This is a genomic window from Burkholderia sp. M6-3 (assembly GCF_050858985.1).
GTDB classification, from domain to species: domain Bacteria; phylum Pseudomonadota; class Gammaproteobacteria; order Burkholderiales; family Burkholderiaceae; genus Paraburkholderia; species Paraburkholderia caledonica.
In genome coordinates, this window is the sequence record NZ_CP110091.1 from 850,695 (window position 1) to 866,845 (window position 16,151).

The 16,151-nt window shown below is 61.9% G+C and carries 13 protein-coding genes; 8 read left to right on the top strand and 5 right to left on the bottom strand.

Annotated features, from left to right (window positions below):
* Positions 1-148 precede the first annotated feature (148 nt).
* Together OH764_RS21150 and dctA are read left to right on the top strand one after the other, a co-directional pair.
* The gene (locus tag OH764_RS21150; RefSeq protein WP_027777719.1) at positions 149-1,117 is read left to right on the top strand and encodes a LysR family transcriptional regulator; all 969 of its coding nucleotides are present in this window, start codon (positions 149-151) and stop codon (positions 1,115-1,117) included.
* On the top strand, positions 1,114-2,430 hold the full coding sequence (gene dctA, locus OH764_RS21155; RefSeq protein ID WP_498850652.1) for a cation:dicarboxylase symporter family transporter: 1,317 nt from the start codon (positions 1,114-1,116) through the stop codon (positions 2,428-2,430). The genes OH764_RS21150 and dctA overlap by 4 nt, the downstream gene beginning before the upstream one ends.
* 40 nt (positions 2,431-2,470) lie before the next feature.
* On the opposite strand, the gene OH764_RS21160 is transcribed toward dctA, so the two are convergent.
* A complete protein-coding gene (locus OH764_RS21160) occupies positions 2,471-3,253 on the bottom strand; it encodes a substrate-binding domain-containing protein (RefSeq protein WP_498850653.1) in 783 nt (260 codons plus the stop codon).
* A gap of 54 nt (positions 3,254-3,307) precedes the next feature.
* On the bottom strand, positions 3,308-4,606 hold the full coding sequence (locus OH764_RS21165; protein WP_498850654.1) for an MFS transporter: 1,299 nt from the start codon (positions 4,604-4,606) through the stop codon (positions 3,308-3,310).
* A gap of 214 nt (positions 4,607-4,820) precedes the next feature.
* Between OH764_RS21165 and OH764_RS21170 the strand changes: the two genes are divergently transcribed.
* The 5 genes from OH764_RS21170 (at position 4,821) to OH764_RS21190 (ending at position 11,107) form a co-directional block, all read left to right on the top strand.
* Positions 4,821-5,708: a LysR family transcriptional regulator gene (locus OH764_RS21170; RefSeq protein ID WP_498850655.1), complete on the top strand. Its 888-nt coding sequence runs from the start codon at positions 4,821-4,823 to the stop codon at positions 5,706-5,708.
* A gap of 111 nt (positions 5,709-5,819) precedes the next feature.
* A complete protein-coding gene (locus OH764_RS21175; protein ID WP_498850656.1) occupies positions 5,820-6,836 on the top strand; it encodes a succinylglutamate desuccinylase/aspartoacylase family protein in 1,017 nt (338 codons plus the stop codon).
* A gap of 29 nt (positions 6,837-6,865) precedes the next feature.
* Positions 6,866-8,239 (top strand): MFS transporter, encoded by a 1,374-nt coding sequence (locus OH764_RS21180; RefSeq protein ID WP_498850657.1) that lies wholly within the window; start codon positions 6,866-6,868, stop codon positions 8,237-8,239.
* 43 nt (positions 8,240-8,282) lie between these two features.
* Entirely contained in the window at positions 8,283-9,158 is an 876-nt protein-coding gene (locus OH764_RS21185) for an MBL fold metallo-hydrolase (RefSeq protein WP_498850658.1), read from the top strand.
* A gap of 431 nt (positions 9,159-9,589) precedes the next feature.
* Entirely contained in the window at positions 9,590-11,107 is a 1,518-nt protein-coding gene (locus OH764_RS21190) for an MltF family protein (RefSeq protein ID WP_498850659.1), read from the top strand.
* Between the two features lie 60 nt (positions 11,108-11,167).
* On the opposite strand, the gene OH764_RS21195 is transcribed toward OH764_RS21190, so the two are convergent.
* On the bottom strand, positions 11,168-11,746 hold the full coding sequence (locus tag OH764_RS21195; RefSeq protein WP_498850660.1) for an ester cyclase: 579 nt from the start codon (positions 11,744-11,746) through the stop codon (positions 11,168-11,170).
* Between the two features lie 532 nt (positions 11,747-12,278).
* Here OH764_RS21195 and OH764_RS21200 point away from each other — a divergent pair.
* A complete protein-coding gene (locus OH764_RS21200) occupies positions 12,279-13,484 on the top strand; it encodes an NHL repeat-containing protein (RefSeq protein ID WP_498850661.1) in 1,206 nt (401 codons plus the stop codon).
* 411 nt (positions 13,485-13,895) lie between these two features.
* On the opposite strand, the gene OH764_RS21205 is transcribed toward OH764_RS21200, so the two are convergent.
* Both OH764_RS21205 and OH764_RS21210 read right to left on the bottom strand, forming a co-directional pair.
* Positions 13,896-14,768: an endonuclease/exonuclease/phosphatase family protein gene (locus OH764_RS21205; protein ID WP_498850662.1), complete on the bottom strand. Its 873-nt coding sequence runs from the start codon at positions 14,766-14,768 to the stop codon at positions 13,896-13,898.
* Positions 14,769-15,153: 385 nt separating this feature from the next.
* Positions 15,154-16,074 carry a LysR family transcriptional regulator gene (locus OH764_RS21210; protein ID WP_498850663.1) on the bottom strand — a complete coding sequence of 307 codons (921 nt, stop codon included), beginning with the start codon at positions 16,072-16,074 and terminating at the stop codon, positions 15,154-15,156.
* Between the last annotated feature and the right edge of the window lie 77 nt (positions 16,075-16,151).

Genomic DNA, 16,151 nt, shown 5'->3' on the forward strand with positions numbered 1-16,151 from the left:
CCCGCTTCCGACAGTGCCAGTCCTGCAGTTCGGCGTTTAGCTGCGGGGGAGAGGGAAGCAAGGCTTTTGTGTAGCGAACTGGTGGCTATGCCAAAAAATCCAGCCGCGTCATGCAAAATGAGCACATCTAGGATGTGGAGAGTGACTCGTGGGCGTCAATTTCGATTTGAACGACTTGCAGGCGTTTCGCGCGGTGGTGGAACTGGGGAGCTTCCGCAAGGCCGCCGAGGCTGTCAGCATCTCCCAGCCGGCCCTGAGCCGTCGCATTGAGAAGCTCGAGGAAGCGCTCGGCGTGCGTCTCTTCGAGCGCACCACGCGCAGCGTCACGCTCACCACCGTCGGCCGCGTGTTCGCTCCAAGCGCCGAACAACTGCTCGACGATCTCGACGTCGCGTTGCTCGGCATCCGCGATGTCTCTTCTAGCCGGCTGGGTCATGTGACCATTGCCTGCGTGCCGTCGGTGGCGTACTACTTTCTGCCCAACGTCGTCGCAAGCTACCATCGCCGCTTTCCGCGCATCAGGGTAAAACTGCTGGATTCGAGCGCGAATGAGGTGCTCGGCGCTGTGATCAGCGGTGAGGCCGATTTTGGCGTGAGTTTCATGGGTAGCCAGGAGTCCGAGGTCGAGTTCAAGGTGCTGCTGCAGGAGCGCTTCGTTGCCGCTTGCCGTCGCGATCATCCGCTCGCGCGCAAGAAGCGCGTCACCTGGAACGAGCTTTACGAGCATGAGTACGTGTCAGTGGACAAGACTTCCGGGAACCGCCTGCTGCTCGATCAGGCACTCTCGGCAGTGGCGCCGCGCGCGCCGAGCGTTTGCGAGACCCGTCATGTCACGACCATGCTCGGCCTCGTTGAAGCGGGGCTCGGTGTCGCCGCCGTACCGTCGATGGCCATGCCCGGCCGCGATCATCCGATCCTCACGAGTGTGCCGCTCGTTGAACCGGTGGTGAAGCGGCGCGTGGGGATCGTGAGGCGCCGGGGGCGTCCGCTTACTCCGGCCGCGCAGGAATTTCACAGAACGATTGTCGAGATGAGGCAGGGCGGGGTCGAAGGCAGCGATGGCTCTGACGTCAACACGTCTGCGAAAGAACGGCCAGCCCGGAAGACCGCATCGTGAGGTCGGCGAGACCGCTTCGTTCGCTTTATGTACAGGTGCTGCTGGGCATGGTGCTCGGCGTGGCAGTCGGTCATTTCCTGCCGCAAGCGGGCGCGCTGCTCAAGCCTTTCAGTGATGCGTTCGTCGGCCTTGTGAGGATGATGATTGCGCCTATCGTCTTCTGTACGATCGTCTCCGGCATCACGTCGCTTGCAAGCGGTAAGGCTATCGGGCGCACGATCTTGAAGGCGCTGGCGCTCTTTTACTTGCTCACCGTCGTGGCGCTAGCTTTCGGGCTCGTCACCGCCATCGTTCTGCGACCGGGCGCGGGTATGCACATCGACGCGCACGGTCTGGACACGAGCATCCTCGCGCAATATGTGAAGCACGCACAGCCGGGCGGCCTGGTCGCATTCGCGCTGAGCGTCATTCCGGAGACGATGCTCGGCGCCTTCGAGAAGGGTGACGTACTGCCAGTACTGCTGCTCTCGCTACTCTTCGGCTTTTCGCTGAACTCCTGCCCGAAGGCGGCCCGGCCGGTGCTCGCGCTAATCGACGGCGCCGCGCACGTCCTGTTCCGGATTCTCGCGATGATCATGCGACTTGCCCCGCTCGGCGCATTCGGTGCGATGGCGTTCACGGTGGGCCGCTTCGGCATCCGCTCGGTCGGCTCTCTCGGCATGTTGATGGTGTGCTTCTACGTGGCATGCCTGCTGTTCATTGCGCTGGTGCTCGCTTCACTCGCGCGGCTGCACGGTTTCGCGCTTTGGCGGCTGTTGCGTTATATGCGGGAGGAGTTGCTGATTGTTCTCGCGACATCTTCCACGGAGCCGGTACTGCCGCGCCTGATCGTCAAGCTCGAGGCGCTGGGTTGCGACAAGGGAGTCGTGGGGCTCGTGCTGCCCGCCGGATATTCGTTCAATCTCGACGGCACCGCGATCTATCTGACGCTGGCTTCAATGTTCATTGCGCAGGCGTGCGACGTGCCGCTTTCCGCGCCTCAGATCGCAATGATGCTCGCGGTTATGCTGCTCACGTCAAAGGGGGCGGCCGGCGTGTCGGGTAGCGGACTCGTCGCGCTCGTGGCGACGCTGACGGTGATCCCGGATCTGCCCGTAGCTGGTGTGGCGCTATTGGTGGGCATCGACCGCTTCATGTCCGAGGCGCGTGCCCTGACGAGCGTGATCAGCAACGCTTGCGCTGTGATCTTCGTTTCGATGTGGGAAGGGGCGTGCGACCGTCCGCGTCTCGCTCAGATGCTCGGGCCCGCAGCGGAAACTGCAGGCGACGCGGACGGTGCGGAAGACTCGGCGAGACGAACCCCAGGAATGTGACAGGAAGGCCGCAGCGAGCAAGCCTTCCTTCAGGTTTGCGTCAATGAGCGGAAACGGTATCCAGCCCGGTCGACTTCACTTCTGGCTGGACGCCGGGCGAAGCGAGATAGTCGAGCAGCGCTTTTGCTTCTTTCGGGTGCTGCGCACTGACCGGAATGCCGGCCGCGAAACGCGTGACTGACTGCAGCGATTCGGGGATCTTGCCGACGAAGGTCGCGCCCTTGACAGGCAGCAACTCGCTCACCTGCTGGAAGCCGATTTCGTAGTCGCCGTTCGCCACGACCGAGGCCACTGGAATGCGCGGGATCATCTTCGCCTTCGCTTTGACCTGATCCTCGATGCCAAGCTTCTTGAACAACTCCCGCTCGATATAGACACCGCTGGCGCTGTCCGAGTAGGCGATCGACTTCGCATGCAGCAGCGTCTGCCGGAGCCCGTCTACGGAACTGATATCGGGCTTCGTCGCGCCTTCGCGCACGACCATGCCGATGCGCGAATCGGCCAGCTCGACGCGCGATCCGGGGACGACCTTGCCTTTCTGGATCAGATCGTCAAGCGCATATCCGACCATGATGACGGCGTCCGCCGGCTCACCACGCTCCAGCCGGTTGGGAATCGCTTCAGGCGATTTGCCCATCGACGGACCGAGCGCGGTGTCGAGCGTGTTGCCCGTCTCCGCCGAGAATTTCGGGCCGAGCACCTTGTACGCCGCAGTAAAGCCGCCGGAACTCATGACGTGCAGATCGGCGGCTTGCACGTTCGCCGCGGCGGCCGAGGTTGCAACCAGTGCTGCGGCGCACAGTTTTCGAATCAGGTTTCTCATGATCGTAGTGTTGTCGGAATGTGGGTGTTTCTGGATGCGGAGCGCGGAAGCGGATCAGTGCGCCGGAGTCAGCGTCGTTGCGCGGCGGCGATACAGTGCGAACGTGGCCATCAGCGCGCATGCAGCGGCGAAGCTCATCCAGTAGCCGGGTGCGGCCTTGTCGCCCGTCATGTGAATGAGCGCCGTGGAGATCGCCGGCGTGAAACCGCCGAACACCGCCGTCGCGAGGCTATAGGCGAGCGAGAAGCCTGCGACGCGTACTTGTGCCGGCATCACTTCTGTCAGTGCGACGACCATCGCGCCGTTATAGATGCCGTACATGAACGAGAGCCAAAGAAGCGCGAGCAGCATGTTGAGGAAGCTCGGCGCGTGCGCGAGGAGTGACAGCGCCGGGTACGCGGTCGCGATGGCGAGCACCGTCATCGCGACGAGGAGCGGCCGGCGGCCGAGCTTGTCGGAGAGAGCCCCGCCGATCGGCAGCCACACGAAATTCGACACGGCGACACACAGCGTCACAAGCAGACTGTCGGCGGTGCTCAAGTGCAGAACGGTCTTGCCGAAAGTCGGCGCGTAGACGGTGATCAGATAGAAGCTCGCGGTGGTCATCGCCACCAGCATCATGCCTGCAATCACCACGGTCCAGTTCTGGACCAGCGTGCGGAACACTTCCTTCATGCTCGGACGATGCTGGCGCGCCTTGAACTCCTCGGTTTCCTGCAGATTACGACGCAGCATGAAGATGAAGGGCACGATCATGCAGCCGACGAAGAACGGAACGCGCCATCCCCAGGACGCAATGGTAGCGGCGCTCATCGACTGGTTGAGCGCGAAGCCGAGGGCCGCGGCCACGACGATCGCGACCTGCTGGCTCGCGGACTGCCAGCTCGTGAAGAAGCCCTTGCGGCCCGGCGTGGCCATCTCGGCGAGATACACCGAGACGCCGCCCAGTTCCGCGCCCGCCGAGAAACCCTGCAGCAGCCTTCCGATCAAGACGAGCGCCGGCGCCACGAGGCCAAGCGTTGCGTAGCCCGGCACGAACGCGATCAGGATGGTGCCGCTCGCCATGATGGAGAGCGTGACGATAAGACCTTTGCGGCGACCGACGTCGTCGATGTATGCGCCCAGCACGATCGCGCCCAGCGGTCGCATCAGGAAACCGGCGCCGAAGACCGCGAACGTCATCATCAATGAGGCGAATTCGCTGTCAGCCGGGAAGAAGACCTTGGCGATCTGGGTGGCATAGAAGCCAAACAGGAAGAAGTCGAACTGCTCGAGAAAGTTTCCGGCCGTTACGCGGAAAACCGCCGCGGCCTTTGAACGGCCCGACGTAAGAGTAGAGGGCGAGGGGTGCATCGTTGTCTCCTGAAATCCCGAAAGATGCTGTGGTTCCGCTCTTTGTGGATTCGGGAATATTGACTCTCGCCAGTCAAAACGATAAGTGCAATCTTTTTAACGATTGATGTTCATTGGTTATCAATCGGCGCTGTGCCGGCTCTGCCTGGCCGAGCAGGGTGGTTGCGGCGCAATTCTGCGATCATTGCTGACAATCTGAACTGCTGGAATGAGCATGGAACTTCGGCATCTTCGCTATTTCATTGCTGTTGCTGAGTTGCGCAGCGTGCGGGCGGCGTCCGAGCAGCTGCACGTCACGCAACCGGCGATTTCCCGCCAGATACAGGATCTCGAAGACGCCATCGGCGCCGCGCTATTCGAGCGCACGCCGCGCGGGCTGAAGCTGACGCCCGCCGGCGAGGCGTATCTGCTGGAAGCACGCGAGATCCTTGCGCGTGTCGATGCCGCGAACCGGCTGGCGCGGCGCATCGCATCCGGCGTGCAGGGTCACCTGCGCATCGGTTTCGTTGAAAACGCCGTGTGGAGCGGCCCCGTTTCGAGCGCGTTGAGCGCTTTCGAACAGGCGGCACCGAATGTCGCCCTCGAACTGACGCCGATGAACACGCCCGAGCAGCTCGACGCGCTCGCCGCGGGACGGCTCGACGGCGGCTTCTGCTATCGCTTCGGCGCGTTGCCGGAAGGCATCGCGAGCCTGCATGTGCTCGACCAAAGCGTGGTGCTTGCCGTGCCGCAAGCGTGGCCGCATGGCAGCGCGGGCGCGGTCAGCGCACATGAACTCTCCGGCAGGCCGTTCATCGCGTTCCCGCGCCGCGTCTATCCCGCTTACTATGATCGCCTGCTGTCCGCCTGCGCCGAACGCGGGCTCACGCTCGATATCAGGCAGGAGGCGTCGACGGAAACCGCGATACTTTCGCTGGTTTCGGCGGGGATGGGCGCGGCCATCGTCAATGCCGCGAATCGCGACCGGCCGCCCGCGCGCGTGCGTTTCGTCGACTTGCCCGACCTGGAGATTTCCTTGCCGCTCGAATTCTGCTTTGTCGCACAGGAGGCGGCGCACGAAGCGAATCCCACGCTGAAACGTTTTTTGGGCCTGCTGACATAGCGGCGGGCAAGCGATGCCTGCAAGGCATCGCCCAGCGCAGAAAACGGCATTGGCCGGACGTTTTTTCGTCGCCGATAGTAAAGGCACCCCAAGCTCTTTACTGTTCGAGCCATGTCCACTTCCGCTTCGCTGATCACTACAGATATCGACTTCGAACGCTCCGGCTTCCAGACCGGCACGCTCCGTCTGCCGTATTCGCATGACCGCTCGGCATACGGCCACGTGCCGATCCCGCTCGCCGTGCTGAACGCGGGTGCCGGCACGGGCCCGACCGTTCTTCTGACGGGCGGCAATCACGGCGACGAATACGAAGGACCCGTCGCGCTGATGAAGCTGATGCAGCGCATGCCGTCGATGACCATACGCGGTCGCCTGATCGTGATACCGGGTCTGAACTTTCCAGCCTTCATCAACGGCACGCGAACATCGCCGATCGACCGGGGCAACCTGAACCGCCTGTTTCCCGGCGCCCGAAATGGCCCGCCGACGGAAATGATCGCGCACTACGTTGAAAGCGAACTCCTGCCGCGCGCCGATGTCGTGATCGACCTGCATGCCGGGGGCGCGTCGTTCGAGCATGCGCCCACGCTGCTCGCGTCGCCGCCTGCCGAAGGCGAGCGGCACGCGTTGTATATGGACCTCGTGCGCGAGTTCGGCGCGCCGAACACGATGATCATGGACCTGCTCGGCGAAGACCGCACGTTCGCGGCCGCAGCCGAACGGCACGGCAAGCTCTTTCTGTGCGGCGAGTTCGGCGGACATGCGGGCTGCGACGCGGCGAATCTGGCGATTGTCGAAAGCGGCTTGCAGCGCGTGTTGGTCCGGCTCGGCGTGGTCTCCGACACGCAGCCGGAACCGGCCGGCAAGACGCGCTTTCTGCGCGTAGAAGGCGCGCGTGCGTACGTGTACGCGCCGCTTGCGGGTGTATTCGAACCCGCGTTCAGACTCGGCGATCAGGTGCGCAGAGGTCAGCTGGCGGGGCGCCTGTACGACCCGCACCGCCCGTGGCAGGCGCCGGCCGATATCACGTTTGGCAGCGACGGCATGGTCATCTGCATGCGGACCTTTGCACGCGTGGAGCCCGGCGACTGCATCGCGCTACTCGCTGCACGAGCCAACGCCGATTGAGCTAAGACTACCTACGCCGGAGACCGCGCATGAACGTTCACCCTGTTTCACCCCAGCCCGCCGATGTCGTTGCACGCACCGGATCTTTCGATAGCGTGCGCCATCCCGTGTATGTCGTGCTGCTGTTTTTCGTCTGTTTCGCATTTTCGTATCTGGACCGCCAGGTCGTCAGCATTCTCGTACAGCCGATCAAGCAGTCGCTCGCGCTTACCGATACGCAGATCGGCCTGCTGCAAGGATTTTCATTCACGATGTGCTACGCAACGGCAGGTGTGTTCGTCGCGAGGCTCGTCGATCGCGGCAACCGCGTGAAACTGATCGCCGCGTGCATCGCGATCTGGGCGATTTCGACAATGGCGTGCGGCTTCGCGACCAACTTCACGGAACTGCTGCTCGCCCGCGCCGGGACGGCGGTTGCCGAGGCCGCCTTGAGTCCCGCGGCGCTGTCGATCTTCAGCGACATATTTGCTCCGCGCCGCGTTGCGCGCGCGAGTAGCGTGTTCATGCTCGGGCCATACGTAGGCGGTGGCGCCGCGCTGTTCGGCGGCGGTATGCTGTTGTCGGCGGCAGCTGCGGACGACGGCAGCGCATGGCTCAGCGTACACGGCTTTGCGCCGTGGCAAGCGGTGTTTGTTGCCGTGGGCTTGCCCGGCATACTGCTGGCCGCGCTCGTCGCGTTCACGGTTCGCGAACCGGTGCGGCTCGAAACCAGCATGCGTGGCGCGCATGTGCAGAATGAGATGCCGTCGCTACGCGACGTGCTTGCCGAACTGTTCGTGCGTAATCGCTTCTGCCTGCCTTACTTTGCGGCCTACGTCGCGCTGATCACGCTGTTCTACTCGCACGCCGCATGGTTCCCGACGTTGCTGATGCGCCATTTCCACCTCGCGCCGAAAGCCGTTGGACAGATGGCCGCACCTGCGTACATGGTCGGCGGAATTCTAGGTGTGGCATGCGCGGGAATGCTCGCAACGCGCGTGACCGACGACACCACCTTGCGCAAAGTGCTGGGCTTCTCCGCGTGCGCCGTTGCCTTGCTCGTGCCCGCCGCCATCGCAATGCCGCTCGTTGCGAGCAGCAGCCTTGCCATCGTGCTCTATGGCGTCAGCGCTTTTACAGCCAGCATCGCAATGGGGCTTGCACCCGTGCCGTTGCAAATCGCCGTGCCGAACCGCATGCGCGGCCGTTCGCTGGCGCTCCTCGTCTTCATGACGAATGCGATCAGCGGTGGCGTGGGCCCGCTCTCGGTTGGCTATCTGAACGAACGGCTGGGGCACACGGGAACGAGTCATGGAAGCGCACTGGCGCTGGTCGGTGGCGTGTCGGCGCTCGTCAGCGCGTTACTCTATGCAGTGGCGACCCGGCGCGTTCGCGCTGCGACGGCTGAGCGAAACGCGCACTGACACACACTGAAATCTGCAGTCGAACCGAAGAGAACGGATTGCCATGAAACCCGTCTCACAAGTCCATCACGTCGGCGCCGCGACCATCACGCGGGTCGATGAAACCGGCTTCGCGCTCGCGCCGAACCTGTTGTTCCCGGCGTGGAGCGATGAAGATGGTCGCGAGCTCGAGGAACGCTTCGCCACCGAAAGCTTGGATTTCACTAACGCGCGAGTGTCATTGAAAACGCATCTGTGGGTCGTGGAAGTCGGCGGTGTGAAGATGGTCGTCGATACGGGTATCGGCAATGGCAAGTCACGGCCGTTCAGCGCGCTCTTCGACAAGCTCGACAATCCCGTCCTCGACCGCTTCGAATCGGCCGGCTTCAGGCGCGAGGACATCGACTACGTGCTGCTCACGCATCTGCACGTCGATCACGTCGGCTGGAATACGCATTGGCAGGACGGCCGCTGGGCGCCCGTGTTTCCGAACGCGACCTACGTGTTCGGCGAGCGCGAACGCGACTTCTTCGCTACCCCGGAAGGCGCGGCGCGGCGAATGGTATACGACGACAGTGTGCTTCCGGTCATCGAGTCCGGTCAGGCGCGTGCCGTGCCGGATGCTGGCGCGGAGATTCTCGACGGCATCCGTTTCCTGCCGACTTTCGGCCATAGCATCGGTCACATGGCCATCGAGCTTCGTTCGCGTGGCGAGACAGCGCTCTTTTCCGGCGACGTGATGCACAGCGCGGTGCAAGTGCATCGGCCCGAATGGAATTCAATGTTCTGTCTCGATCAGGAGCAGGCGCGCGCTTCGCGCGAGCGTCTGCTCGCGCATGCAGCGGACATGGGCGCGACGGTGTTTGCCGCGCATTTTGCCGAGACATCGGCGGGGACCGTGCGGCGCGTCGAAAAGGGTTTTGAATGGCGCTATGCGTGAGGGCGGGGAAGTGATCTTGCCGTGCGGTGCATCGGCGATACAGCACGCACGAATCCGCGCAGGACGCATCGGCTTCGGACTCGCGCCGTGCGCGAAGTATGGCGGCCCTTCCAATCACGGAATCTGTCGCGTCGATCGCCTTGAAGTTGGCGACGCCGACGCAGAACTGATGAAAGCCAATCATGAGCGATGAAGAACAGCGCGAAGCCAGCCGACGGAGACCAGTTTTGCCATCAGCTTGAAACTACAGCTGTATTCACCGCTTCGCAAAGCCGCGATAAACCTTGAACCGTTTTCGCAGGCAACTATGCTTTAAAAGAGCCGGAGCGCAATGCTGAACCGGCTTCCCGCTCGAATCGACCGCCCCGCAGGACGACGGTCAACATGGGCTAACGCTGACGCGGCGGCCCGGAACCGCAACGGTGTTCATCATGCGTTCTGCTCGTTTCTGGACGGTGGCAGGCCTGCTTGCGCTGTGCGCGTGGAGTACGGTTTGCGCCGCAGCTGGGCCGGCATCCACGGCTTCGGCTGCGTCGTCGCCGTCCATGCCTTCCAAAGGAGTGCGCGCAAGCCCGCCGCGCCGGATGGATCTGACGAACAAGCCTCGGCGCGGCGATTTCGACGCAATGCTCGAACGCCGCGCGATCCGCGTGCTCGTACCTTTTAGTCGTACGCTGTATTTCAATGACCGGGGACGTGAACGCGGATTGAGCGCAGATTTCGTGCGCGATTTTGAACGGTACGTCAACAAGACCTACGCCGATCGCCTTGGCAAGCGCCCGATCACCGTGTTCATGATTCCGACGACGCGCGATCGGCTGCTGCCCAGCCTCAACAGCGGCATAGGCGATATCGCCGTTGGCAACCTGACGGTCACCGACGAGCGTCTGAAACAGGCCGACTTCGTCACGGCGCGCGCCATGAAGCCAACGCGTGAGCTGGTACTGACGGGGCCGAAGTCGCCGGAATTGTCGAAGCTCGACGATCTGAGCGGAAAGACCGTCGACGTGCGTCGCTCCAGTAGTTACTACGAAAGTCTGAGTGCACTTAACGGCCGCTTCCAGAAAGCCGGTAAGCCGCCGATGCGGCTAGTGCTGCTGCCGGATGCGCTCGAGGACGAGGATGCGATGGAGATGCTGAACGTCGGTCTGCTTCAGATCCTGGTCGTGGACGACTGGAAGGCGCGGATGTGGGCGCAGATGCTGCTGCATGTGAAGGTGCACGACAACATGTCAGTGCGTGATGGAGGCTATGTGGGTTGGGCTATTCGCAAACAGAGTCCCAAGCTCAAGGCTGTGATCAGCGATTTTTACGACAATTTCATCACGAAGCAAAGCGTCGCTGAGGTTCGCCTCAAACAGTACATGCAAGGCATCAAGCAGATCCATAACAATGCTGAGAGTGCCGAACTGAATCGCTTCAATCAGACGGTGGCCTTATTCGCGAAGTACGGCCATCAATACGACTTTGATCCGCTCATGCTGGCGGCCCAGGGTTTTCAGGAGTCTCAGCTCGACCAGCAGGCCAAGAGCCGCGTGGGAGCCGTCGGCATCATGCAATTAATGCCGGCCACGGGTAAGGAACTCAATGTCGGGGACATCCGGGTAACGGAGTCGAACATTCATGCCGGCGCCAAGTATCTCGATCGACTCATGACACGTTACTTCCAGGGCGCGCACTTCTCGGAGGTCGACCGCCCGCTGTTCGCCTTCGCGAGCTATAACGCGGGGCCTGGAAGCATCGCGAAGATGCGCAAGGAGGCCGCGGCCCGCGGCCTCAACCCGGACGTCTGGTTCAACAACGTCGAGATCGTCGTGGCAGAGAAGATCGGCATCGAGACAACCACATACGTGCGAAACATCTACAAGTACTACGCGTCGTATCGCCTGCTCACGGAAGCGCAGGCGCAGCGAAGCCGTGCAGGGCAGCAACTGGGCCGCCAACCTTGACGTTAGGTGAATGCCTCGCGGGTTGCTTCGGGCGCGCGTGACGTGGTTGCGTACCGGTGATTACTCTACGACGACGCCGAGTTGCTGAAGGAATGTCAGGTTGTCTTCGAGATGCCAGTTGTCCGTGATCTTGCCTTCACGAATGCGGTAAATGTCCGTTGCGATGAAATCGACTGTTTGGCCTTTGCCCTGAGCGCCGTTGAATGTGCCGGTGAAGTGGCCGGTGAAATGCAGATGCGTCACGACGCGATCGCCGGCCACGATCATCTGCTCGACCGACGCCTTAACGTCGGGCACGGCCGCATGGAACGCCCTTGATGCTGCGAGCGGTCCGGCGATACCTTGCGGACGGCCCGGCGGCAAGGTGCGATCCGTGAAGTTCTCCGCTAGCGCGGCGCGGGCCTGCGCTTCGTCGCCGGTGGTCCAGAAGGTATCGTAGGTACGCGCCGCGCGAATCTGTGCGTCGAGCTGCTTCTTCGGAAGCGTGCGATCGACAATCAACGTTTGCGGCTCTACGAGATCGTGGTCAGGCGCGGACGACGTGGCTGCGGCTGCAGGTAATGCGGCGGCAAACAGCATGATGGCCGAAGCAGCGAAAGCGGCACCGACTTGCGAAACGAATGGGAAAGCGCGGGGCATGATTGTTCTCCGGATGCGTAGGTGTGGTGAGAATCGGTTTTGAGTTGCTCGGTGGCCACGGAGCGCTGGGAACCGAATGCATTCTCCATTCAGCAGGGCCTGTTTGATAATTGGTCTAGAGGTTGATTGTTTTTCAATCAAAACTGAATAATGCTTCGCCTCGCGAAGGCGCAAAAAGCATAGGTATCGGCATGCATCGGCGAGGCGGGTGTCTATTCTTCAGACACTATGACCAACGCGTGTCAGGTCAGCTCTGCAGTCGTCGTCAGGCATTCCGCGCCTCACGCGGAATGGGGGCTGACATTCTCCAAACTACCTCGGCCCGCGCGGGCGCAATGCGCCGCCGGCCGGCAAACGGACGCGTGTGGCTCGACATCGGAGCGCGCTCACGGGCTGTCCTTTTACCCATGCGACGCTCGCGAGTGAGCTGGCCAGTAGATGGCGAACGTTTGGCTGCAAGCGCATGGACCTCGCCATGAAGCAAATGCTTCCGTGAAAATCGTTTCAGCTGTTCACCTCAGGGAGGTCAGCGATGAAATGCTCCTTTCGTGCAAGGCTTATCCAGTCTGCCTGTATCGTGCTGCTCGCCGTACCTTATGCAGCATGGGCGCAATCTCAAACAATAGTCACGATCGCTGGCACTGGGGTGCAAGGGTACGCTGGCGACGGCGGGCAGGCTACGTCAGCGCTCATTGCTCCAGAGGGTCTGTCTGTCGACCACCACGGCAACCTGTTTGTCGCCGAACCGGTGAACCACGTGGTCCGGCGTATCGACCACGCCACGGGGATCATCACCACCTTCGCGGGCACCGGTCAAACGGCCTATAACGGCGATGGGTTGGAAGCAACAGCGACAAACCTCGGCTATCCACAAGGTGTCGCGGTCGGACCAGACGACGATGTGTATATCGCCGATTATGGGTCGACCAGTCGCATCTGGCGCGTCGATCATCACACACTGACGATTCACACGGTTGTCGGAGGAAGCCAACGTGGGTTCTCAGGCGACGGAGGACCGGCAAGCGCTGCATTGATCAACGCGACGGACATCGCCTTCGATCGCGACGGAAACCTCGTGATCGGCGATTCTGGCAACCAGCGCATTCGCCGCGTCGATCGACGCACCGGCATTATCGCGACAGTGGTGGGCGGTGGCATAAATGGAGCGGGTCCGGCCAGCGGCCCTGCGGCCGCAGCCGGCTTCCTGTACTACATCACGACGGCGTTTAACCAGCGCAACGACATGTTCTTTGCCGACGCTGTTCTTAGCACCGTTCGCGAACTGGACAGACAGCGTCAAACATTTACGACAGTCGCGGGCGTCTATCCGGGGACGACAGGAGTAGCTTTTCAGGCGGGCTACAATGGTGATGGACAGCCTGCCACACAGGCGCTACTTAACTATCCCTCGCATATTGCGACAGATTGCGCAGGAAACCTAACCATCAGCGATAGCGCCAATTACCGCGTGCGGCAGGTGGACCGGGAGACAGGAACCATTGAGACTATCGCCGGCACGGGTACGGCGGGCTACTCGGGTGACGGAGGTCTCGCGATTCAGGCTATGGTCATGCAGCCACGGGGCCTCACGTTCGCGCGTGACGGTGCCCTGTATGTCGCCGATGGTTTTCGGATTCGCAAGATTGCCGGGCTACCGGGCCATCATCGCTGGGATTGCCGCGATAACCGTCGCTACGGTCTTGACCGCGACGGTCATGACGGTGACGACAAGCACTGAGGAATTGTGACCGGCCGAAGTTCGTTGTGCGCCGCTAGGTGCAGTGGGCCGGTTTCCGGCCGCTCGCTGGAGTCATGGGGCGGCCAGCCGAAGGGCCGGTGCTCGCAAGACCATTGGCGAACTTACCGGTTTCTGCCTGATCACGCCGGTCTCTGGTACCTATGCGAAGCCGCATCCAGACGCGCCTTGGCAGACCGATCATCGGTCGGGTTCCCGGATGAGCAGCCGCAGTACCGCTGGGGAGACGTGGGCTGCCAAACACGTCTGGCCCTTTCGCGCCTCTGACAAAGCGGTCATCTGGCCACATACGAGATGCCCGGCGTGCGTCTTGCAAAGAGGTTGCCGCGGGGTTCGGCGCTTGTTGCCTTGGTCACGCGGTAGCCATGGCTTGCCCACATCCGTGTTCGTGGATCAGCGCAGTTCGAGCCACAGCGGCTGATGATCGGACGAGCGGCTATTCTGGTCCACGTCACAATCCACGATGCGCGGCTTCAAATCCTCGGTGACAAAAACAAAATCGCATGCGAATGGTCCGTCGGACCATTGCTCGTGATCATACAGACCGACTGTCGCAGCCCGCGGGGCACCGGGGTGCGCGCAGGTCCATGCGTCGGCGAAGGCGGGCGCGCCAGGGATCGGCTCCAGCATTTTGCAATAAGCAGAACTTTCGAACGCGCTGTTGAAATCTCCGCACACGATGGCAGTCATCGGACGTGCCGTGTCGGCGAACGGACTGTCCAACTTTTCCGCTTGTGCGGGACGGCGGGCATGGTCGCACGCTTCCTTATGCAATTCGCGCAGCCTCGTCACTTGCGCCAGCCGTTGTGCTTCGGAGTAGAACTCAAGATGAGTGCTGATGGCGCGCAGCGGGCCAATATCTGTCTCGATCACAGCTTCGAGAGCGACACGCAGCATCGACGGCTTGGCGGGGTCGGCTGGCCACGGGAGCGAATGACGCAGCACCTGCTTGACAGGCAGTCGGCTCACGATTGCATTACCGAACTGACGCCGCTGTCGTGCTGCCCCGATAGGCGGAAGATCGGAACCGATCGCATCGACCACAGTCGCGTCCGGCAGCAACGCGGCGAGTTCGGCGAACTGATCGGCAGACGGGCCGCCTGCCAATCCGCCCTGCGCCTGTCCCTCATGAAAGCCGCGCGTGACTTCCTGAAGGCACAGGATGTCGAAATCGCACAGCGCCTTTGCCTCGCGCACAATGCGGGCGAGGTCGACGCGGCCGTCTACGCCGCGTCCCCACTGGATGTTCCAGTCGACGAGACGCATGACATCCTCCTGCAGAAGTCATGATTCACAGTTTACCGCCGCGATGTCCAATAGATAAGCCGTGAATGCCCAGAAAACGACAAACTGTTTGCCTCGTTGCGAGCGTGCCCTCCTCATAGACGTTAGGTTATTCCCGGCGACGCTGCACGTGACGCCATTCCAGCCGTCAAATCGGGCCGGTCGATGCTGACGTGCTTTCCAGGAGGTTTGAATGCAAGCAGAGGCGGATAGCGGCCGGTCGTTGGTCCCTGTTCGGTCACCCGCGGACGTTCGACATCGCCGCGCATACTGCCCACAATCAGCGATGGAGATGCGAACCGTGACGGCAGACGTAGATGCCAGTTGTTCTACAGATTTGACGACGCCTCATGCGCGGGTGCCGGAATTACACCGGGCGGGCCGTGTCAGCACCAAACCGCTCAACAACAAACTCAATAAAACCGCGAAGCTTCGGCGATCTCTGTCGCTCTTGCAGATAGAGAAGACTCATCGACCGTTTGGGCGCGGCAAAGTCTGGCAAGATCTCGATCAGACGCTTCTCGCGAATGTCCTCTCGTATCAACATCGAAGGGAGCAGCGCGATACCTAGTCCTCTCAATGCTGCCCGGCGCAAGGCTTCGGCGTTGTCGATTTTCAATCTGCCATCCACGGGGACGCTGACCGGCCCATCCGGTCCGTGCAGCGTCCATCCGGGTCGCGCCGTGTGCCATTCCGATCGCGGCGGGTATGCATAGGTGAGGCATTGATGGTCGCCAAGCGCTTGCGGTGTGGTCGGCGTTCCGTTTACGTCGACATAGCCGGGCGACGCGCATAGCACCAGCCGATACGGAGCAAGAGGACGCGCCACCGCTTTCGGGTTGGCCAGAGCGCCGATGCGAATTGCAGCCTCAAAACCCTCGTCGAACAGATCCGCGAGCGCGTCGGTGGCGACGATATCCAGCTTGATCTCGGGGTAGCGCTCGTAATAGTCCGCAAGCGCGGGAATCAGGCATTCGTTTGTAAACACCACCGGCGCAGTGACGCGTAAGCGTCCTCGTGGCTTCGCGAGGTGGTCGAGCGCCAGCCGCTCTGTGTCGTCGATCAGGTCGAGTATCTCAATGCATCGCTCGTAATAAACCTGTCCGAACGCGCTGATTTTCTGTCGGCGGGTCGTGCGGTGAATGAGCTGCGTGCCGAACCGATTTTCCAACGCCTGAAGATAGTTGCCGACCATGGTTGGCGACAGGTCGCATGCCTCCGCCGCCGCCGTCAGGCTGCCAGTTTCCACGACACGTGCGAAGACGGTCATCGCCTTGAGAAGGTCCATTGCTCAATGGTAGTGGATTCTGCTTCAAGACGTGGTGCGTTTATCGATCTGCAATCGAGGAATACATTGCTGTTACG